16 protein-coding genes are annotated in these 19,428 nt (G+C 44.2%); 6 read left to right on the top strand and 10 right to left on the bottom strand.

Going from position 1 to position 19,428, the window contains the following annotated elements:
• Nucleotides 1-655: 655 nt before the first annotated feature.
• The 5 genes from BN1546_RS15045 to BN1546_RS15025 all read right to left on the bottom strand — a co-directional run bounded on the left by BN1546_RS15045 (nucleotide 656) and on the right by BN1546_RS15025 (nucleotide 7,807).
• Nucleotides 656-1,285, bottom strand: a complete 630-nt coding sequence (locus tag BN1546_RS15045; protein ID WP_090738143.1) for a class I SAM-dependent methyltransferase — start codon at nucleotides 1,283-1,285, stop codon at nucleotides 656-658.
• Nucleotides 1,286-1,357: 72 nt separating this feature from the next.
• Nucleotides 1,358-4,240, bottom strand: a complete 2,883-nt coding sequence (locus tag BN1546_RS15040; protein ID WP_141651602.1) for a glycosyl hydrolase — start codon at nucleotides 4,238-4,240, stop codon at nucleotides 1,358-1,360.
• Between the two features lie 524 nt (nucleotides 4,241-4,764).
• Nucleotides 4,765-5,865 carry a bifunctional diaminohydroxyphosphoribosylaminopyrimidine deaminase/5-amino-6-(5-phosphoribosylamino)uracil reductase RibD gene (gene ribD / locus BN1546_RS15035; RefSeq protein WP_090738138.1) on the bottom strand — a complete coding sequence of 367 codons (1,101 nt, stop codon included), beginning with the start codon at nucleotides 5,863-5,865 and terminating at the stop codon, nucleotides 4,765-4,767.
• Nucleotides 5,862-6,626, bottom strand: coding sequence for a GTP cyclohydrolase II (locus tag BN1546_RS15030; RefSeq protein ID WP_040102821.1), 765 nt, complete (start codon nucleotides 6,624-6,626; stop codon nucleotides 5,862-5,864). The genes ribD and BN1546_RS15030 overlap by 4 nt, the downstream gene beginning before the upstream one ends.
• 83 nt (nucleotides 6,627-6,709) lie before the next feature.
• A complete protein-coding gene (locus tag BN1546_RS15025) occupies nucleotides 6,710-7,807 on the bottom strand; it encodes an FAD-dependent monooxygenase (protein ID WP_090738137.1) in 1,098 nt (365 codons plus the stop codon).
• A gap of 256 nt (nucleotides 7,808-8,063) precedes the next feature.
• Here BN1546_RS15025 and BN1546_RS15020 point away from each other — a divergent pair, with 256 nt between their 5' ends.
• The gene (locus BN1546_RS15020; protein WP_013312049.1) at nucleotides 8,064-8,399 is read left to right on the top strand and encodes a winged helix-turn-helix transcriptional regulator; all 336 of its coding nucleotides are present in this window, start codon (nucleotides 8,064-8,066) and stop codon (nucleotides 8,397-8,399) included.
• Between the two features lie 116 nt (nucleotides 8,400-8,515).
• Here BN1546_RS15020 and BN1546_RS15015 read toward each other — a convergent pair whose 3' ends face one another.
• Complete coding sequence (locus BN1546_RS15015; RefSeq protein WP_013373187.1) at nucleotides 8,516-8,908, bottom strand: winged helix-turn-helix transcriptional regulator; 393 nt, start codon at nucleotides 8,906-8,908, stop codon at nucleotides 8,516-8,518.
• 149 nt (nucleotides 8,909-9,057) lie between these two features.
• Between BN1546_RS15015 and BN1546_RS15010 the strand changes: the two genes are divergently transcribed.
• Nucleotides 9,058-9,576 carry a DJ-1/PfpI family protein gene (locus tag BN1546_RS15010; protein ID WP_090738135.1) on the top strand — a complete coding sequence of 173 codons (519 nt, stop codon included), beginning with the start codon at nucleotides 9,058-9,060 and terminating at the stop codon, nucleotides 9,574-9,576.
• A gap of 192 nt (nucleotides 9,577-9,768) precedes the next feature.
• Nucleotides 9,769-10,470, top strand: coding sequence for a YoaK family protein (locus BN1546_RS15005; protein ID WP_040102818.1), 702 nt, complete (start codon nucleotides 9,769-9,771; stop codon nucleotides 10,468-10,470).
• A 12-nt stretch (nucleotides 10,471-10,482) separates the two neighbouring features.
• Here the strand turns inward: BN1546_RS15005 and BN1546_RS15000 are convergent, their stop codons facing one another.
• From BN1546_RS15000 to BN1546_RS14990, 3 genes are all read right to left on the bottom strand, one after another.
• Nucleotides 10,483-11,658 (bottom strand): alanyl-tRNA editing protein, encoded by a 1,176-nt coding sequence (locus BN1546_RS15000; RefSeq protein WP_090738133.1) that lies wholly within the window; start codon nucleotides 11,656-11,658, stop codon nucleotides 10,483-10,485.
• 166 nt (nucleotides 11,659-11,824) lie between these two features.
• The gene (locus BN1546_RS14995) at nucleotides 11,825-13,114 is read right to left on the bottom strand and encodes an arsenic transporter (protein WP_090738131.1); all 1,290 of its coding nucleotides are present in this window, start codon (nucleotides 13,112-13,114) and stop codon (nucleotides 11,825-11,827) included.
• A gap of 232 nt (nucleotides 13,115-13,346) precedes the next feature.
• Nucleotides 13,347-14,936, bottom strand: a complete 1,590-nt coding sequence (locus BN1546_RS14990; protein ID WP_090738129.1) for an alkaline phosphatase family protein — start codon at nucleotides 14,934-14,936, stop codon at nucleotides 13,347-13,349.
• 149 nt (nucleotides 14,937-15,085) lie between these two features.
• On the opposite strand from BN1546_RS14990, the gene BN1546_RS14985 reads away from it, so the two are divergent.
• From BN1546_RS14985 to BN1546_RS14975, 3 genes are all read left to right on the top strand, one after another.
• Nucleotides 15,086-15,739 carry a class I SAM-dependent methyltransferase gene (locus tag BN1546_RS14985; RefSeq protein ID WP_369690602.1) on the top strand — a complete coding sequence of 218 codons (654 nt, stop codon included), beginning with the start codon at nucleotides 15,086-15,088 and terminating at the stop codon, nucleotides 15,737-15,739.
• The gene (locus BN1546_RS14980; protein ID WP_090738125.1) at nucleotides 15,696-16,478 is read left to right on the top strand and encodes an alpha/beta fold hydrolase; all 783 of its coding nucleotides are present in this window, start codon (nucleotides 15,696-15,698) and stop codon (nucleotides 16,476-16,478) included. The genes BN1546_RS14985 and BN1546_RS14980 overlap by 44 nt, the downstream gene beginning before the upstream one ends.
• Before the next feature lie 105 nt (nucleotides 16,479-16,583).
• The gene (locus tag BN1546_RS14975) at nucleotides 16,584-17,810 is read left to right on the top strand and encodes a sugar efflux transporter (protein ID WP_090738123.1); all 1,227 of its coding nucleotides are present in this window, start codon (nucleotides 16,584-16,586) and stop codon (nucleotides 17,808-17,810) included.
• Nucleotides 17,811-17,956: 146 nt separating this feature from the next.
• Here BN1546_RS14975 and BN1546_RS14970 read toward each other — a convergent pair whose 3' ends face one another.
• The gene (locus BN1546_RS14970) at nucleotides 17,957-19,174 is read right to left on the bottom strand and encodes a macrolide family glycosyltransferase (protein WP_090738122.1); all 1,218 of its coding nucleotides are present in this window, start codon (nucleotides 19,172-19,174) and stop codon (nucleotides 17,957-17,959) included.
• Between the last annotated feature and the right edge of the window lie 254 nt (nucleotides 19,175-19,428).

The following is a 19,428-nucleotide window of genomic DNA, read 5'->3' as shown; positions in this document are numbered from 1 at the left end:
AAGGCGAACGCTTCGCTTCTCCAGATTCAAACGGACCGCTCCGCTTATTCGCACGTTGAGTCAAAACACATTTTTAAAATGAGGATTTATTTTTATTTGTTGTAGCAGGGGGTGGACCCTTGCAGAGCATCCCTCCGGTGTGGAGGGCGGGGCCAAGCTTAAGGAAAAAGAAAGGGGCCGCCTGTTCCCGTGTTCCGGGGATGGAATTCACCAGCCCAACATCGACTGTGAATCCGTATTCCCGACGCCTCGGGTCCTGTCGGCGCTTACTCTCTCCGGTATCCGCTGGCCGCATAGCCATCGCCCCGGTATCTGTCATCAAGACCAGACATGGGATGCTCTTATTGGGGTCTTTTCATTGTTTTATTCGATCATTCGAATACTCTACCAGAAGTCGCGTGGAAGGCGATTGGGAATCGAACCCTTAATGTTGGTGGATGCATCAGATTCACAGGATACCTGACCCGATCAGGGCAGGCACTGCGGGACCATTGGAAATCCTCGCCTCGGTAATATCTTCCTGCATCAGCCTTTATCATTATTACGCACCCTTGCATTCACGAACATGGCGAAAGTATTACGACCCCATAAAAAACAAAAAAAGACACGGAGGAAGCATAACTGCTTCCCTCGTGTCGTTCTCTTACCATTCACCTTATAGCTCTTTTTGACATTTTACCATGATAAATTTGAATGGAGGTTTACTTTCCATATTTTTATGTGGCTCAACAATTTCGGAAATTTCTATTAGTCCATATTTGCCGAATTCTTGTTTTATCGAGTCAGCATCATAAAAAAACATTTTTACCCCTTCCATGATCTCGTAATAGTCTTTATCCAGTTGCTTTCCCTTTCCATACATCGGGGCTTCTTTTGAAATCGTCGTAAAAACCATATATCCGTTTGGCTTTAACTGATTATAACAATCGTTAATAAACTTTTCCCTCTCACGCTTATTCAATAAGTGAATAAGGGCATAACAAAATATACCGTCATAAAGTTTGTTATCAAAAGGCATATCCGTTACGGAGCCATGAAAAATACTGATATTAAGCTCTTTTTGTCTCGCCAAATCAATCGCTGTTTTTGAAATCTCAATACCTGTTACATCTATTCCGTTATCAACAAAAACCTTGGCATTTCTACCATATCCAATACCAGGTATCAATATATCCTTAACGTTCTTTGCAAGAAAAAAGTCCTTTGTCAGGATTGCTGAGTCTGAAGGTTCAAAGCCCCACATCATTTGATTTTCTATAAAACTGGATTCCCAAAACTCTGTCATACCTGTATCTCCTCTATATTTATATCATCCAAAATTTTATTTATTCAGGAGCAAGCCCGGGTTGGGAGGTGTTCAACGCGTCGGTAGCAGAAACTCGGAAACTCCTGTTGTTGTAGCTGCAGTCTGGTGGGTATAGCTGAATGAAGGAGTCTCATATTGCAACCCCGCCTTTTCATAGGTGAACCAATAGCTGACGGCCTTCCCGATGGAGAGGTCTGTAACTCGCTGTTCCCAAACACCAGCGTTGTTGGTCATCCGGTAATTGAGCTGTTGTCCACCTGATAAAGTATAATGCACGTCAACATAGGCGGAGGCTGTTTTAGGGGTAAATTGAAGCAGTGCTTCATGATCGCTGACAAAGCGGGACCGTACAGTGTAATCCTCCGTTTCTCCGCCTCCCTCATTGCCGCCAGATGCTGGCTCTGTAGTTACCGAAACAGCTTGACTGGCTGCAGATAAGTTACCGGCTGCGTCCTGAGCCTTAACGGTAAAGCTGTAAGTAGTAGCTGCATCCAGTCCTGTAATTGAAGCGGAAGTACCGTTTATGTTTGCCGCCTGAGCCCCGTCCTTATACACGATATACCCCGTAACGCCAACATTGTCTGTGGCTGCCTCCCACTCCAGAGTGACCGCCGAAGCCGTTTTGGTCGTAGCTCGCACATTTACCGGGCTTGATGGAGCTTCTGTATCAGGTTGCGGATTGCCGCCGCCGTTTCCATTTCCGGTATTAAAGCTGTTCGGCTGCACGGTAATACTGTGTCCATTTGAGAAGGTTACTGTTTTGACCTGGTCTGTAAAGTTGTAGGCCACATAGGTTTTCACACCGTTCTTATGAAATACGGCATAAATAGGTGAATTGGCGGTGACGCTGCGGTCGATGTTGCCTATAGCATCCAAATTATAAATCCAGTGGTAGGCATTCGCCTTGGAATTCCCAGCTTCCGGTGTCATCGTCGCTACGCGTGCACTGAATTTGGCCTTGGCATCGGACGGGTCCGAAATCGCCCTGTACATATACACAATATCTTCCCACGGACTGAAATTCCCTCCGCTTTTTTGCAGCAGATTGCTAAAATTTTTAGCCGCATATTCCGGATATTGTGTCAGGTACAAGGAAGCCGAGGTAATCGGCAGCCAGTTGATACCGTGCACCTCTGCGGGGTTATTGGTCCACCATGTTGCATTCCCCACCGTTTTACCACCCCAGATCATACTTGCCGTCGCGCTTTGCATCCCTGAAGGGGTGTTTGTGCCTTGTACATCAAACCAATATTCGTTAATCGCATTCATTTCCGTTGTATATAGATAGATGCCCAGATCACGAGTTTGGGTATTTCCCGTCGCCTCGCCCCATAAAATCAAACCGGCCCAAGCATTCATCGCTTCCGAGGAGGATTCATTATTGTTGCCGTCGCCAAATTTAGCATGACCGGAAGCCCAGGTGTGACCAGCATAGGGATCAAAATTACGTAAATACGGAAATTTCGAATCAGATCTGTCAGTATTGGCAATGTCGCGAATGAGCAGCTGCACCATCTGTCCCCATTGTGAATTGGATGCCCAGCTTTTGTCTACCCGTGCAATTTCGGCCGCAGCCTTAATAAAGTATCCATAATGGAAATGATGGTCATTTAATTCTACCGCACTGCCAAAGCTGTCGGGATAACCGATTAATGTCCCCCAATTGCTGTTGTACACAAATAGATTAGAGCTTTTCAGCTTTCCTGAGCTGTCACTGGCCTTAAACCAATCCTGCAGCCGACTTTTGATCTCATTGCGGAACTGGGTCGCTGCTGCGGTATTGCCAACCTGGTCGGCAATTGGCGCCAGCGCTGCCAACTTGCCCAAACGTTTTCCAGTCCAGTACGTGTCTTTGTCTCCAGAGTAGACTTCCGCTTTCGCCTCGTCTATATAGCTGTACAGCTTATTTTTATCATAAGATCCCAAATCGGGCAAAGAAGGGAGTACCCCTGTAAATTTCATCTTTGTTTGAAAAGAAGCACCTTCCGCCGTTTTCATCTGGCCGCGTACAGAATTGTACGTGTAGCCCAGCAGGGACTGTGATGAGTTTTTCCACTGATGTGGATATAAGGCAAAAATAGTGCCCGCTTGTGTACCTTGCTTCGTGGTTGTTGTAACGGTAAAGGTGGTTGTTACCTCGGAAGAAGCTTCGTTGTAGCTGTACTCTGCTTTGGAGTTTGTAACAAAAGAATAGGCATATTGCTGAAATTTGTCCAAGGTCGCTGTTGTATTGTCAGGCAAAGCCGCCACTGTAAAATAGCTTTTCCCGTTTAATTGATTGATCAGAGTACTCGATCCAAGACCAGACCAGGTACTGCCGGAAGGACCAAACAGACCATAGTGTGAGCCATTGATAGTAATGCCAAGCACTGGGGAGGTAGCTGAGCCGGACCAGACCTCTGGCACCTCATTGAACGAGAGCTTCGGATTGCCGCCGCCAAATTCAAAAAAAACATAGGGGGAGCCATGTCCATAGGTAGCGCTCATTTTGTTGCTGTCGTTTTGAAATAAGGATTTGACAAACCAATCACTGAAACCATCCACCTTGGCATCTGGAAATGAAGCGCTTACAGAATGACCAATGGTAAAATCGTTCACATCATCCATCCAGCCTGCGATGTATCCCGGATTGACCGTAATTTTACCGCTTGGGTTAAAGATGCGCAGACCGTTTTGCTGATTTTTCAAGGCAAGTGGATGCGGATATTGAGCCTCGGAGTAGGGCACCCAGGCCAGACTGCTCCACCAGTCGTTGGTAGGCATTGGGCTGGTTACATTCGCTGTCTTATAAATTTCATTTTGCGGTGTAGCTGCTCCGGCAGGTAGTATGGTTGAATATGAGCCTGTTCCTTGTGTGACCTCACCCGAAAAGGCTTTAGTAGAAACCGGTGCAGCTAAAAACATCAGACTGGCACTTAACAAGCATAATATCATTTTTTTCACAACCAACATCCTCCTTTAAATTCTCTTATCCCTTTCCCTGCAAGCCTTTCCCCTTTTCTTCCAAGCTGAATTCAACTTCATTGTGCTTGATCTCTATTTCCAGGTCAATCCTTATATTTCTATATTTCAACTAAACGAGGCGAAAGTATCTAAAAATACATAAGGAACCAGGACGAAAACCCCAAATATTGTGTAATTATGTTATCTGGTTTCACCCCATAAGACATTCACCTTATGAGTTATTCACCCCATTAATCATTCATCCTACTAACCGTTTAATATATAAAAAAAGAACCCTCCAGGCCTTTTAGCCCTTCAGATCCTCTGTTCTTTAAGTATATTAGCTTTTGAGTTTTCAAGTCCTTTTGCCCTTCCCATGCTCCACACACCATTTCGAAAAATGAGTGACTTTGCGGTGGGTAGCAGCGGAGCGGAGGGGTTGAATCTGGAGAAGCGGTAGCGATCGGAAGATCAACCCCTTCGCGGAGCCTCCTTCTCCACCCGAAACAACTCACTCATTTCCCTCGCCCAAAATACCCTTCTATTTTCCAGTCCACGCCAACCTGCGTCACGCTCAAGTCCTGCAATGCCACCGCGTCGCTCATCGCAGACACGCCCTCTCCCCCGAGAAAGCCCGGGGCGGAGCGCCCTCCAACCAGCTTCGGCGCTATATACAACACCAGCTTGTCTGCCAATCCTTGCTGCACGAACGAAGCGTTCACCTCGGCCCCGCCTTCCACGAATACCGATGAGACCTCCGCCGCCCCCAGAATGTCCAGCATTTGCGGTAGGTTGACCCGATCACTATATTCATCCTGTGTCGGGTATACCTTCACACCAAGCTGTTCTAGCTGGCTTCGCTTGCCTTCATCGTAAGTCCGCCCTGTGAATATCCAGGTAGGCGCCTCTCCATCTGTAATAACACGAGCATCCAATGGAATACGAAGCTTACTATCCAGAATGATACGAATCGGATTCCGTCCTTCTGGTAGACGAGTCGTAAGCTGAGGATTATCATGAATCACGGTCTGTACACCGACCAGGATGCCTACATGCTCGTGACGAAGACGATGCACATCCTCTCGTGCAGCCTCAGATGTGATCCACTTGCTTTCAGAGGTTCGCGTTGCAATTTTACCGTCCAGCGTTACTGCCGATTTGATCGTAATAAAAGGACGCTTGTTCACGATATATTGATTGAACACTTCATTCATACGGATGGATTCCTGCTCACATACTCCGACTATGACCTCAATGCCTGCATCTTTCAAAATTTGTACCCCTCTGCCAGAAACCAGCGGGTTCGGGTCCAGTGCTGCAATCACCACCCGACGAATGCCAGCCTTCACAATCGCTTCCGCACACGGGCCTGTCCGGCCGTGATGGGAACATGGCTCCAGCGTTACATAAATCGTCGCTCCCTGAGCATGTTCCCCTGCCATACGCAATGCATGAATCTCGGCATGGGGCTCGCCAGGCTTCAAATGAGCGCCGATCCCAACGATACGGCCATTATTGACAATGACTGATCCAACGAGCGGATTCGGCTCTGTTTGCCCTTTGGCACTTCTGGCATTTTCCAGTGCCAGACGCATATATTTTTCGTGAGTGTTCATAGAACCTCCCTGAGATCGGAATCCCGCAAATGGCCGGATCGTTCTACTTTTGTATTCAAATACCGTTCATTATATTGCGACACATCGCCCCAGAGCGGCATACGTCCCGCCACATTCATACCTGACTTCTTCAAGGCATCCAGCTTTTTAGGGTTATTTGTAATCAGAGTTACTGGTTTTTGTCTCAAGTGCTGAAGCACACTAATGGCATCCGCATAATTGCGTGTATCATCTTCAAAACCCAACTGATGGTTGGCTTCGACGGTATCCATACCTTCTTCTTGCAGAATATAAGCCATGGCTTTACTAAACAAACCGATCCCGCGACCTTCATGATTTGCTAGATAGAACAATGCACCTGTTCCATGTTCCACAATCATTTTCATCGACTGGTGGAGTTGAAATCCGCAGTCACAGCGCTTGCTACCAAAAATATCTCCAGTATGGCAAATACTATGCATGCGAACTAATGCATTTTCTGACTGCTCGAGATCACCGTACACCAATACACTTGATTGTTGTCCCTCCGCCAAATTCAGTGTGGACAATCGCTTCACAATCGTCTCAGCATTGGCATTCAGTAAGTCCTGACGATCTTCCTCATCCCGTACAGGCAACCAGCAATACCATTGAAAAACAATCGTTTCCCCTTCCAAATTAACTGGCAGCTTGATCGGTCCTACCAAAATCGTCGAAGATTGCTTTCCACGAATAGTTTGAATTTTATCGTTAAGTAGCGTAGCTACATCTTTTTGGTTCATCCCTCTGCACCATCCTTTATATAAACTTTATATATGAAATATCCTGTATTTCTCAGGCTAATCGTTGTTGTCAGGGTGTTACATCATTGAACTATGTGTAAGAAATGTTCATGAAACGTGGATTCCATGGTCAGTTGACGCTCCTGAAGCTCGGTGACAGCCTGTCGTCGTCCGTCTTCGAAAACCTTTAGGTCTTCTGCGGTATATACCTGCTGGCGTAAACGAAGAAGCTCACTGGCCAGCACATCGGCATCCTTCAAAGCAGCGTTCAAGCCAAAAGCTCCCGTAGGTGTCATGGTATGCGCCGCATCTCCAATCAGGACCAGTCCGTTTTGTGCCCATATGTCACTGCGGCTGCTGAAAATATCCAACGGTACGAAGTCCTTCCATGAACGAATGTGATCATGCACACTATGCTTCAAATCCGGAAAAGCCTCCGTAAACAATTGTATAAATGGTTCAAAAGATTGCTTAAACAGGGTGAGAAAACTGTCCTCCTCCACATTCCAGCCAATTTGAATATAGCCCTCAGCCTGTGAAAATAAAGCCAACTGGCCTCCGTTGACCAGTGCCAGACGAGTGACGGGCTCCCACCCGGCAGGTGCCGCGATTTTAGCCCATAGCAGATCATAGCCGTGGCGAATGTTCGTCACAGGCATCTCCGCCAGCTTGCGTACAGTCGAATAGCGTCCGTCTGCTCCCACAATCAAAGAACTGTGAATCGTAATCTCATGACCGTTCTTATCGCGGGCGGTCAAGCCCGTGTATCCCTGCTCGCTGTCACCTTCCAACGCAGTCACAGTTGTACCTGCCAGGCAACGGAAGGACTCGTAGGTGGACGCCTGTTTGAGCAGCGCCTCTAAAAATCGAGGTTGTGGAATATGCACTCCCACATTACCATGGATTGAAGCTGGCTCGACCGTTTTGATCTGCTGCTGATGCTGCCAATATTCGATTCTTGTGGAGGCGAGAATATGATCCTCATGAATTTGTTCGAGCAGCTTATGCTTTTGGATCACTTCCTGACCCTCATCGTTTAAAATTTCACCGCGGAAAGCCTTTCCGGGCACGCTCTGCCGCTCAATCAATATCGTCGAAACACCCTGCTCCGCCAGTAGACAGGATAACAAAGTCCCTGCGGGCCCCCCTCCAACTACGCACACTTCACATTCCAGCTTCATCCGACTTCCCCCTGCGCCCAAACCATAACCTCAACGATTAGTTCGTATCTGTTCATTTAATTACGTCATTAATAATATCAAATTATGTTCAAATTTTAAGTATTAATATCTTAAGCTCCGTAGCAAAGCTAACAAGTTACTTTATGTAACAAAGTATATTTATATCATACCATTTCGTCAAGTAATAAATTTATGTAAAGTAAAATCATTTACTTTTAACAGTGAATCGTTAATAATAGGAGCATGAGGTGATCACATGAACATTCCGCAGATGTGCCCACGGTTTGAAAAGGCTATGGAGCTACTGAGCAAGCGTTGGACGGTGTTGATCGTATTTCAACTAACGAATGGTCCGCAACGTTTCGTCGCTATTGAGAATTCAATTCCTAATTTAAGTGGAAAGGTCCTTTCGGACCGTTTGAAAGAGCTGGAGGAAGAAGGAATCATACAACGTATGGTTTATCCTGAGAAGCCTGTACGGATTGAATACTCCCTTACGGATAAGGGACGCGATTTAGCTCCTTTATTTGACCATATCGGTACTTGGGCTACACGCTGGATTGAGGTTCTACCAGCACTTGAACAGCAATGATTCATATTGAAGCAAAGAACGCCTTTGCCCTAGGTACAATTCGTACTTATCGTGCAAGGCGTTCTATTTTTCATATGACGGAGCGTTAAAGGTCCTTCTTAGATCGCATTCAGAATTTAAACGTTTCCCTCACTGCTGCGTTGCATTTCCTCACGGATCGATTGCACCCGTTTTTTCCCCCACTCATACATCATTTCCACAATCGGTAAAATCGTCATCCCCAGCGCAGTCATCGAATACTCCACCTTTGGGGGCACTTCGGGATACACTTCCCGGTGCACAATACCGTCCTCCATCAACTCCCGCAGTTGGTTGGTCAGCACTTTATGCGACAGCTTCGGAAACAACCTTTGCAGGTCACTGAACCGGTGCGGCCCTTCCACACCCAAATGCCATAAAATAACGACCTTCCATTTCCCGCTTAGCACAGATAGCGTTAGTTCCTTTTCGCAGTTGTAGTCTCCGTTTACAATTTTCTCCCGTATTTCGTCTCTCAGCGTATCAGACATATATCAATTAACTCCTTCTAAATCATCATGATCTTGCACATTAATAGTAACCTGCAGGTAACCTCCGTACTTGAAAGTGCATTCTTCACAGCCTGACGAAGCCACCCTACAATAGTAAATAACGTTACACATTCAAGGAGGAATAGAGTATGAGTAAAAAGGCTCTTTTTATTATACCCCCAGAGCGCTTTAATGAGGATGAATTGTTTAAACCAAAGGAAGCGCTAGAGCAAGCAGGTGTTACCGTGACACTAGCCAGTACAAAAACAGGCGAAATCGTGGGTGACTACAATGGTAAAGCGACGGCTGATCTTGTTTTTACAGACGCTGTGCTGGCTGACTATGATCTGGTATCTGTAATCGGCGGATCAGGAACGAATGATCATCTGTGGAATAATGCAGATCTCCAAGCTCTGCTGAAACAAACTCATGAGCAAAAGACTTTAGTGGCTGGCATCTGTGCAGGCTCTGTAGCTGTGGCTCAAACCGGACTGCTCTCTGGCAGAACAGCTACATGCTATCCAGTGGATGTACAAAAGGACCAGCTCCAAGCGCATCAAGCCGAATATGTCGCTCATCATGTCGTTGCGCATAGCGATATTATTACAGCCGACGGTCCAGATGGTGCACAGGAGTTTGGTAGAGCCCTCGTTCAAGCTCTGCAATAAGCACATTCTCGAATTTCAGATGGCACTTTAAACAGCACTCCAACAAGCCGCATCACGTCCTTTCTATTGTATGGGACCTGATGTGGCTTCTTTGTGTCATTTTCATGCTTAAGTGATTAATTTAATTGTATGGTCCTGGATTTTCGTGTTAGCTTTAAAGAATCGACGTTTAGCATAGGAGGCTTATATGCCGTGTTTATGAAAGGCAAAATCCATTTACATCAGGTAACGTCCGAATCGTTGCGACTGGGCGCCTTACTATCATTAGTAGGGGGCTTTTTGGACACATATACCTTTGTTGGAAGAGGCGGTGTTTTCGCCAACGCACAGACAGGCAATATCGTGCTGCTGGCTGTCAAGGTCATTCAGGGGCACTGGATTCAGGCGTTATCCTATATCCCGCCCCTGATCGCCTTTTCACTGGGCGTTTTTGTTGCTGAAGGGATTAAACGAAAATCAACCCACCGTTTAACTCCGGACTGGACCCGCGCTATTCTTTTACTGGAAATCGCAATTTTTTTCATCGTGGGACTGATTCCGCAAGGAGTTCCCAATACGGTAGTGGTGGTGATCGTCTCGTTCGTCGCTTCCGTACAAATGACTTCCTTCCGCAAGCTCATTGATGTGCCGTACACCTCCACGGTCAGCACCGGTAATCTCCGATCAGCTACAGAGGCTATGTATGTCGCCATAACGACCAAGGACACGAACGCTGCCATTCGAGCGATGCGCTATGGTGTCATCCTGGCAGCCTTCTTGCTAGGAGCTTTGCTGGGGGGATTTCTGACTTTGACGATTGGGGATAAAGCCATTTGGGGCGCTGTTGTTGCACTTATTTTTTCTTTCATTTTATTTACAGAAGAGGAAAAGTGGAAGCTGCCGCTTCGTCACTAATCCTCCATTACATTAGCCCTGAATGAACTGCCGCTGGGCCGTTTCAAAGAAATTCAAGAGGTTCTCGCGGGACGAAAATGCTGCCTGAGCAGACTGGTTGCTACCGCCCCCCTTGCCCTGAAACGCGCCCAGATTTTCCTTTAAATACGCTCCGCAGCTAATGGATTGGAAACCGTTGTGTGCCAGAATGATTTTATTTTCGGCCGTTGTGGCAAATAAAACAAGCAAATCATGCTCAGCGGTCAACTTGGCAGCCAATTGCTGCATCTCCTGAATGGATTTTTGTTCAAACACATGAGCAAGAACATGCCCCTGTACAGCAGACAGTAACTCTTTCGCCTGGTACGATGCATTTTCCTCTTGTAGGAGCTCTACTTGCGCCTTGAGCTGCTTATACTCCTGCTCCCACTTTTCGAATCGAGTCAAAATATCCTTTCGCCCAGTATTGAACTTCGCAGATAACACGTCCAAAATCCGAACACTATCATTAAAGTCGTGGAGTGCGCGAGCACCACATTTGAAATGGATTCTCGTCATCCCTTTTTGCTTTTCCCATTTCAAGCATTTAATCATTCCAATTTCCCCGGTCTGAGCCACATGTGTACCACCGCAAGCATTATATTCAATGCCTTCGATCTCAACAATCCGAATATTTTCCGTCACTTTAGGCATTTTCACAAGCGGAATGTCCTTCAATTGCTCATGGGTAACAAAATAACTTTTTATACTGCGGTTATTGTAGATTTGCTGATTTACTTCCTGTTCGATTGCCAATAGCTGCGCAGATGTTACTTCCGAACAGTTGACATCAATTGTGGCGTACTCTTGTCCCATATGAAAGCTTTCTGTACGCGCACCCAACAGCTCCAGGCAAACTGCTGACAGCAAATGCTGTCCGCTATGCTGCTGCATATGATCAAATCTGCGCTCCCAATCCAATTGGCAGGCCACTTTTTCCTCGTCCGGCAAACGTTCTACCTGATGCCAAATGTCCCCATCCTCCAGAACAACATCTAATACACGGATGCCCTGAATCGTTCCTGTATCACACGGCTGACCTCCGCCATGCGGATAAAAGGCCGTTTCCTCAAGCATAACAAAAAATGCTCCGTCTCTTTCCATGCTCTGTGTAATATGAGTGTCCCACTCCGTCAAATTTGGAGCGGTGTAATATAATTTTGTCGCCATTTCAGGTCCCTCACTTTTGGGTATCTTTGTCTTGTCTCGTCCGATAATCACTTATTATCAAGCACATCATTCTAAATATCAATGTAGTGAATAGCTTGAACCTTTAGCGATACAAATCGGTGATCTCTTTCCCCTCGCATAGATATATAAATTCTTTAATGCTCTATTATGAAATGATTAACCATAGGTATAAGCCCAGCAGGGTAATAAAAAGTGTAGGAATAGTTAAGACGATGCCTGTTTTGAAATAAGTGCCCCAAGAAATTTTTACGTTTTTGGAACGAAGTACATGTAGCCACAACAATGTGGCTAATGAACCGATTGGAGTTATTTTTGGTCCAAGATCCGACCCAATGACGTTAGCATAAATCAGTGCCTCTTTGACCATACTGGTTGCATGAGTGGCATTAATGGCAAGTGCATCAATCATGACCGTGGGCAAGTTATTCATACTCGACGAGATAATCGCCGCAATAAAACCCATGGCCATGGTAGCTACAAACATACCTTGATCAGCAGCCGCTTGAATCACATGGGACAGCAGATCCGTCAAACCGGCATTACGCAGACCATACACCACCACATACATCCCGATAGAGAAAAATACGATGGCCCATGGAGCTCCCTTGATGACTTCTTTCATGGGTACCACAGGGCTTCTTCTAGCCATCAGCAAGAAAAGGATGGCAATAATACCAGCCACCACCGAGACGGGAATGTCAAAAAATTCGCATGCAAAGTAGCCAACCAACAATATTGTGAGAACGACCCAGGACATACGGAACATCTTTGAATCTTTTATCGCATTTGCAGGCGCGATTAACTGTGTCGCATCAAACGTTTTAGGAATTTTTTTGCGAAAAAAGAGATACAGTACCACGATACTAGCCGCTAAGGAAAACAGATTAGGTACAATCATACGACTCGCATATTCCATAAAACTGATTCCAAAGAAATCGGCTGACACAATATTGACGAGGTTGCTGACTACAAGCGGAAGCGATGTCGTATCTGCAATAAATCCGCTCGCTATGATAAAAGGAAATACCATTTTTTCATCCAATTTCAGTGCCCGAACCATCGCCAGTACAATTGGTGTCAAAATTAAAGCCGCGCCGTCATTGGCAAAAAAGGCAGCAACTACGGCACCCAGCAGGCTCACATAGACAAACATCCGGGTTCCGCTTCCACGGGCTAGCCGTGCCATGTGAAGTGCTGCCCATTCGAAGAAACCAATTCTATCAAGGACTAATGAAATCAGTATAATGGCGACAAAAGCTAGTGTTGCATTCCAGACCATTCGAGTAACTTCCCAAACATCATGCAAATCCACTACCCCCACCACCAAGGCGAGTATGGCACCGCCGCACGCAGACCACCCAATGGACAGATTTTTAGGCTGCCAGATGACCAATACTAAAGTGACTAAGAATATAATGCATGCCAAAAAAATCAATGTTCTAAAAACCTCCATTACATTACCTTATAAACATATACTTATATAAAAACCGTTTATCCCTTGAGAAAGATAAACGGAACGGTCTTTAGCATGAACAGGCTGACGAATCCGACCCACAAAATGCAATCGGCTACAAACCTAGTTGATCCAAGGTGTGACCCCTTTCGATTATATAACTAATGCTTACATACTAATAGAGCTCAATTTTAATATCAAGAACGCTCAATACTTATTTGTTCACCAATTGCAGAATCCAATCTTTTATATCTACAATTCGCAGAGTTTTGGGCCGTGTATTCGTTCCAGAAATAATTAGTGGAACAAGGGAATCTTTTTCGTGCAGCGATCCATGGGCTCCCCCTCCGATGTGGGTAGGGGAACTTTCGCTGACGAGTTCGTATCCCGGTTGGACCGTGACGACAACATATCTTCCCTCATGCGAATTCATTGCCCCGTGTAGCCTCGCCAAAATATCTGGATATTTTCCATATTTGATCCGATTTTTATTTATCGTAATATCTACAAGATTCGTTTCGCCCGATAATGTCCATGATTGTCCATATTCATCGGTAAATTTCCCACCGGGATTATAAGAAAACACTCTACCATTTTTTCCCTTTGTAACATGAATATGGTTTGTACCATCTTTCATAGCGATAATGTCGAGCTTGTTCTCCTTTTGTAAAGACTTCACCACATCGGATAACTCTACGTTATCGTTTATTGCATAGATATAGGCCATCCGTTCATTAGCGGCAATCACGATCTGGTCATCACTTCTTACGGGTTGATTTAATTTTGCAATACGGTAATGGCTTAAAAGAGACCTTAAATCAACAGTCGCTGCCTGTCGATCATCATATACAGCGCTTTGCGCACTGTCGCCCATGACAATCCATATCGCACTGTTTACAGCCTCTTCCCACGAACCGTATGTGTTCAACACAGTTTGCAGTGCTTGGTCCGCTTTTTCAATTCCCTTTAGTTGAGTGGGACCCTTTCTATGCGCCAAATTATCATTCTCTGGGAAGTAGGCGATAGTTACATCTGGAAGTTTTTTCTGGCTGATTAAAAAAGCGGTATCCTTTGCGGAAAATTCGTTGTTCATCCCAAATTTTTTCCACATAGGAGTGTTCCAGCTATTTTTCGGATTCAATTGTGCCAGAGCTGCATAGGATAACCATTTAGGTCCTGTGACTATCATTTTTTCTGGTACTCTACTGCTATTCGCTATGAAGTCAGGCACTTTGAGGGCATGTTTCGTTCTTCCTCTAAAAACAATAGCATTGATGGACGCGGATTCTTCCCCTTTATCAGCCAATTCCTCATGGATGGTTTTCGTTTTTTTGTTCAGGTGAACTTGGTTTAATTGGTAAATGGCATCTAAAAATACTTGCAGTTGGTCTATCTTTATGGCTTCCTTGGCACCATTTCCGTAGAAAATCATACGTTTCCTTGAGTCGCTGTACCACACAAGTCCGGGCACATGATGTTGGTCTGCATACGTCCCCGTTAATAAGGTACTGTCGATGGTCACAGACATCGTGGGAAATGAACTCACTACATGTGGGAAATATTGCCCTTGATGAAGGAGATATTGCATTGCCGGAGCACGGCCTTCTTGAATCGCATCCTGCAAAGGCTTATCCATTAAAGAATCAATCATGATGAATATGACCGGTTTGGCCTTATTATTCACTGGGATATGGGACTTGATGCTTTGTTGATTTAGCTGTTGACTGGAGTCCGCCCTGCAACCGACGATTAGTAAACTTAAACTTAGCACTAGTACAATCGTGATTTTATACTTTATTCCCATTTGTGTATCCCTTTCTTTGAAAAACACAATTCCCTTGATTTTTTTATTTTTGCTTACACTAAAAAAAATTATTCCGAAATGAATTTTTTTAATCTAATATGCCAAATTACTTCTAGTGACTCGAATAATTAGAAAGCTGGTGAACTCCCATTAACATCCCGTTCTCACCTAGACTGTATCATTGGTTTGTCCGTCCAAAGTGGTTTACTAAAAAATATATCCATGATCATGTGCATTCCCATTTTTCCTTTGATAGCCAAACTGTACTGGATTTTGGCTGTGGTACTGGGGCAAATTGCTCCATGTTTAACCCGTTGTATTATGTTGGAATTGATCCTGACGCCCAACGAATTGATTATGCAAAGCGATTATATAGCCACCATGCATTTCAAGTATTTAATAGTAATAATTTGCCATTTGATAATGAGTCGTTCGACTACATACTTATTATCGCTGTATTACACCACATTTCTTCGGATGAAATATCAAGTTACATGAAGGAATTCCAAAGAATCCTAAAACCTAACGGAACCATTGTCGTTATGGAACCATGTTTATCCAAGAAAAAACCGCTATGTAACTGGTTTATGAAATGGTACGACAACGGAGAGTATATTCGTAATGAAAAAGAATATATTCAATTGTTTAGAGATCAGGATTATGATTGTAGGGTCTTAAAACGATTCCGAAAATGTTTTTTTTATCACGAGTTGTTTTTTTTAGTAAAACCAAAATCTTCAATGGGAGGGGAAAATAACAATGACTACTACAAGCATAAACGGATACTCGATGCACTATATTGATTCCGGTGAAGGAATGGCCATCCTATTTATTCACCCTCCAGTACTCACAAGCTTAAATTTCATATACCAAATCCAAGGACTATCGCCCGATTTTCGAACTGTAGCTTTTGATATCAGAGGACACGGTAAAAGTCAGCCTTCCGAACAAACGGTTACTTACCCTCTCATCGTCCAGGATATTAAGCATTTGATGGACCGGATGAGCTTGGATAAAGTATTTTTGTGTGGATATTCTACCGGTGGCTCGATAGTACTTGAATTCCTCCTGACTTATCCAGATCGGGCATGGGGGGGCATTGTTATTAGTGGAATGTCGGAAGTAAACGATTGGCGCCTAAGAAACAAAATTTCTTGGGGCACTGCTCTTTCCAAAATCGGCGCAGTCGGTACGATTGCGCTTTCGATTGCTTGGTCACAAACGAAACAGCTATCTTTGTTCCGTAAGTTATTCAACGATGCGAAGCAGAGCCATCCCGGGAATGTCGAACAATATTATCGTTACAGCTTGAAGTATAACTGTACCTCACGGCTCGGGGAAATCCATCTTCCTGTCCTGCTCGTTTATGGTGAAGAGGATAAACACTTTCATCCTTATGCCAACATATTGCATCAGCAAATACCGAAGAGTGAGCTTGTTTTCATTAAAAAAGCCGATCACCGCCTTCCTACGAAGGCCGCTGGAACATTGAATGATCTGATCAAGCAGTTCATAGAACGCTTCAGTGAAAATAATTTATAATATTTTATACAATGTAAATATACAAATTATGCTAAAGTCATATATAGTTTTGGTTGGATAGGTATGTAAGTTCTGCTTCTAAATCTAAAGGGGTGTAAAAATGAAATGCTAAAGCGTATTCAAAATCTTTTCTTTATCCCTAACTACCCGCTATTTATGATCTGTATGTTATTGCAAGGTATGGCTATTTCTATAAGTGCACCTTTTTTAGCTGTATATTTTACAAGTACACTTGGCGTATCTGTGGGAACCTTTGGTGTGTTTACAGCGGTGACTTTGATTTGTGGTATATGGATAAGCTCCCTTATTGCCAAACGCTCCGATACCGGGTTAGATCGCAAACAAATTTTAGTGATTTGTACGTTATTTAATGCCATAGCCTTTGCAGGATATCTTGTAATCCAAAATTTTTATGTGCTTTTTATTTATATGACTGTCTTTACGGCGATTGGCGCCCCTGGGATGCCACAGTTATTTGCCAGTGCACGTGAGGCGGTAGATCGCAGTAAATCTGCGGATCATGCCTTTGCGAATTCAACGCTTCGTTCTATGTTTTCTCTTGGCTTTATTACCGGACCGCTCTTTGGTTCCTTCTTGATTTCACATACGGGCTTTAAAGGTATTTTTGTCGGTACGACCTCTATTTTTGTACTTATTGCCGTTCTTCTATTCTTTTTTATCAAGCAGCCTCCTGTTCAAGCTAAAAATAAGGATCAACTTTCACTTCATCACATTACATTACATAAAAATATTAAAATTCTGATTCCTTTTCTAGTTCTTACTCTGCTTTATACGTCTCACTGGATGAATAGTTTGAACATTTCCTTGTTCATCATCCACAATTTAAAAGGTGACACGAATGACGTTGCCCTAGTATCCAGTATTTGCGCAATCTTAGAGATACCCTTGATGCTCATGCTGGGCGTACTAGCAGCCAAATACTCCAACCGTTTGCTTATATTTTTAGGGGCTCTAACAGGCGTTGTCTATTATCTCCTCGTCCTTATGTCTACGGAGATGTGGCAGCTATTCGTGGGACAGCTTCTTCTAGCCTTCTTTGTTGCAGTGATATCAGCCATTGGTATCAGCTATATGCAGGATTTGTTGCCATCTCTGCCCGGATATGCCTCGACACTGTATTCCAATGCAACAACAATCGGAAGACTGGCGGGGAGCTTGATGGGCGGATTGTTCGCTCAATGGATGGGTTATCGAAACTCCTATTGGGTATGTTTATTCCTGATTCTCTGTTGCCTTGGTCTGCTCGCGATTTCAAAAAAATTAGAGTTTGACAACTCGGCTGCTCTACAAGAAAGAAATCACAGTCTATAGGACAGCACCAATACAAAAAGCAGCACGTAATCTGGACGAGAACCTGAAGTCCGTTTACGTGCTGCTTTGTTATGCTATCATACCATGCATGGTCCAGATTGGTTACATCGTAAGCCTCCGCACACGCACCCTATTTTTCTCGCATCCTATTTTCCTATAGTAGAGAAACGACTCATAATTGCATCTGCCGCATACGTATAGCCGCCAGCCTGACGTAGTGATTGGCCAACTACATGAGCCTGTTGTTTATAGATGGCTTGATTTAAAACCTCTGCTAAAGCAGCTTTTAAGATAGCGGGTGTAAGCTCATTTTTATTCACAGCAATACCCGCTCCCAGCTCTTGTACCCGATTGGCCACGATCGGTTGATCCGATGTCATGGGAACCAGAACCATCGGCACGTTGTAATACAAGGCTTCGCTTGCACTGTTCATTCCCCCATGTGTAATAAAGGCATCTACACGCTGGAGCATTTCCAGCTGCGGAATATAGGGCTTGATCATAAAATTGTCCGGGATATTGTCTGCCAATAATTCCATCTCCGCATATTGGCCTGATGAAAGTACAAATTGCACAGGCAAATCACGAAATGCTTCAAAGCAAAGCTTATAAAACTCCAAATCTCTATTAAGAATAGTTCCCAATGATATATAAACAACCTGCGGATACAAAGCACGAAGCTGTTCGAACGGAAAAGAAGGTGCATCTTTACGAGGTACAATAGATGGACCTGCAAAAATATAACTATCATCCAGCTTTTCAGCTTGCGGTTGAAAATAACGGCTTGTATACACGACCTTTAGGCTGTGGGAATGTGAATCGAGCTCATCAATAGCGGGGACGGAAACCTGAAACTCATCAGCTAATTGATGTACTACTTTCATGGTGTCATCATAAAGCTCTCTCACTTTTATATCATGATCATCCCAGCCTTGATCAGATCCCAGAGGCTCTACGAAAGCAAACGAACAGACCGTGCATACCGATGGTATTCCCAGTCTCTCTGCTATAATTTTGCCTCCCCAACCCATCAAATAGTCATAAATCAAATAATCATACACCTTATTTTCAATTGCTTTCATAACCTTTGGAATAATCGGTTGAATCAAACCTTTAACGATCATATTCACGAATTGATAATGATGTTTATATTCAGCCGGCTTTAATACTGGATTATGAATAAATGCATCCACACTAAATGAATAGGTGATCAGGTTTGCTCCCGTTTGTTGAATTCTCGTACCAAATTCCTTTGAACACACATAATCCACTTCTTCACCTCTGTCAACCAGCTGCTTCACTAATCCTAAGGACGGATTAACATGGCCTTCAGCAGGCGTGATCATAACCAACACACGTGCCATCCTACACCTCCAACATAATAATATGTTCAACTAAAAATAATTGTAGGGTTTTTCATGATGATTACGAACAAGATGTACATTAGCCTCGAGTTTATTACCACCTGTTATGCGCCTAAAAATACATCTCCTCTTCAATATATAAAATATTTACCATAATAACAAATGGTTTCAATTTTAGATTATGTATGTACCACATCCAAGTTTGCTCACAAACACGCACATAAGCGGAGGAAACGCTTAAAGCGTATCCCCCC

Source organism: Paenibacillus sp. Mc5Re-14, from assembly GCF_001049835.1.
In the GTDB taxonomy this organism is placed as follows: domain Bacteria; phylum Bacillota; class Bacilli; order Paenibacillales; family Paenibacillaceae; genus Paenibacillus; species Paenibacillus polymyxa_C.
Note: the sequence above shows the minus strand (reverse complement) of the source record. Positions and strands in the feature narration are given on the sequence as shown.

Excerpts from the sequence above, each read along its gene's own strand:
- BN1546_RS14970 (WP_090738122.1), bottom strand. The coding sequence starts at position 19,174 with ATGGCACGTGTGTTGGTTATGATCACGCCTGCTGAAGGCCATGTTAAT.
- BN1546_RS15020 (WP_013312049.1), top strand. The coding sequence starts at position 8,064 with ATGAACATTCCGCAGATGTGCCCACGGTTTGAAAAGGCTATGGAGCTA.
- ribD (WP_090738138.1), bottom strand. The coding sequence starts at position 5,865 with ATGAACACTCACGAAAAATATATGCGTCTGGCACTGGAAAATGCCAGA.
- BN1546_RS15010 (WP_090738135.1), top strand. The coding sequence starts at position 9,058 with ATGAGTAAAAAGGCTCTTTTTATTATACCCCCAGAGCGCTTTAATGAG.
- BN1546_RS15040 (WP_141651602.1), bottom strand. The coding sequence starts at position 4,240 with ATGATATTATGCTTGTTAAGTGCCAGTCTGATGTTTTTAGCTGCACCG.
- BN1546_RS14990 (WP_090738129.1), bottom strand. The coding sequence starts at position 14,936 with ATGGGAATAAAGTATAAAATCACGATTGTACTAGTGCTAAGTTTAAGT.
- BN1546_RS15045 (WP_090738143.1), bottom strand. The coding sequence starts at position 1,285 with ATGACAGAGTTTTGGGAATCCAGTTTTATAGAAAATCAAATGATGTGG.
- BN1546_RS15015 (WP_013373187.1), bottom strand. The coding sequence starts at position 8,908 with ATGTCTGATACGCTGAGAGACGAAATACGGGAGAAAATTGTAAACGGA.
- BN1546_RS15000 (WP_090738133.1), bottom strand. The coding sequence starts at position 11,658 with ATGGCGACAAAATTATATTACACCGCTCCAAATTTGACGGAGTGGGAC.
- BN1546_RS14980 (WP_090738125.1), top strand. The coding sequence starts at position 15,696 with ATGACTACTACAAGCATAAACGGATACTCGATGCACTATATTGATTCC.
- BN1546_RS15025 (WP_090738137.1), bottom strand. The coding sequence starts at position 7,807 with ATGAAGCTGGAATGTGAAGTGTGCGTAGTTGGAGGGGGGCCCGCAGGG.
- BN1546_RS15030 (WP_040102821.1), bottom strand. The coding sequence starts at position 6,626 with ATGAACCAAAAAGATGTAGCTACGCTACTTAACGATAAAATTCAAACT.
- BN1546_RS14975 (WP_090738123.1), top strand. The coding sequence starts at position 16,584 with ATGCTAAAGCGTATTCAAAATCTTTTCTTTATCCCTAACTACCCGCTA.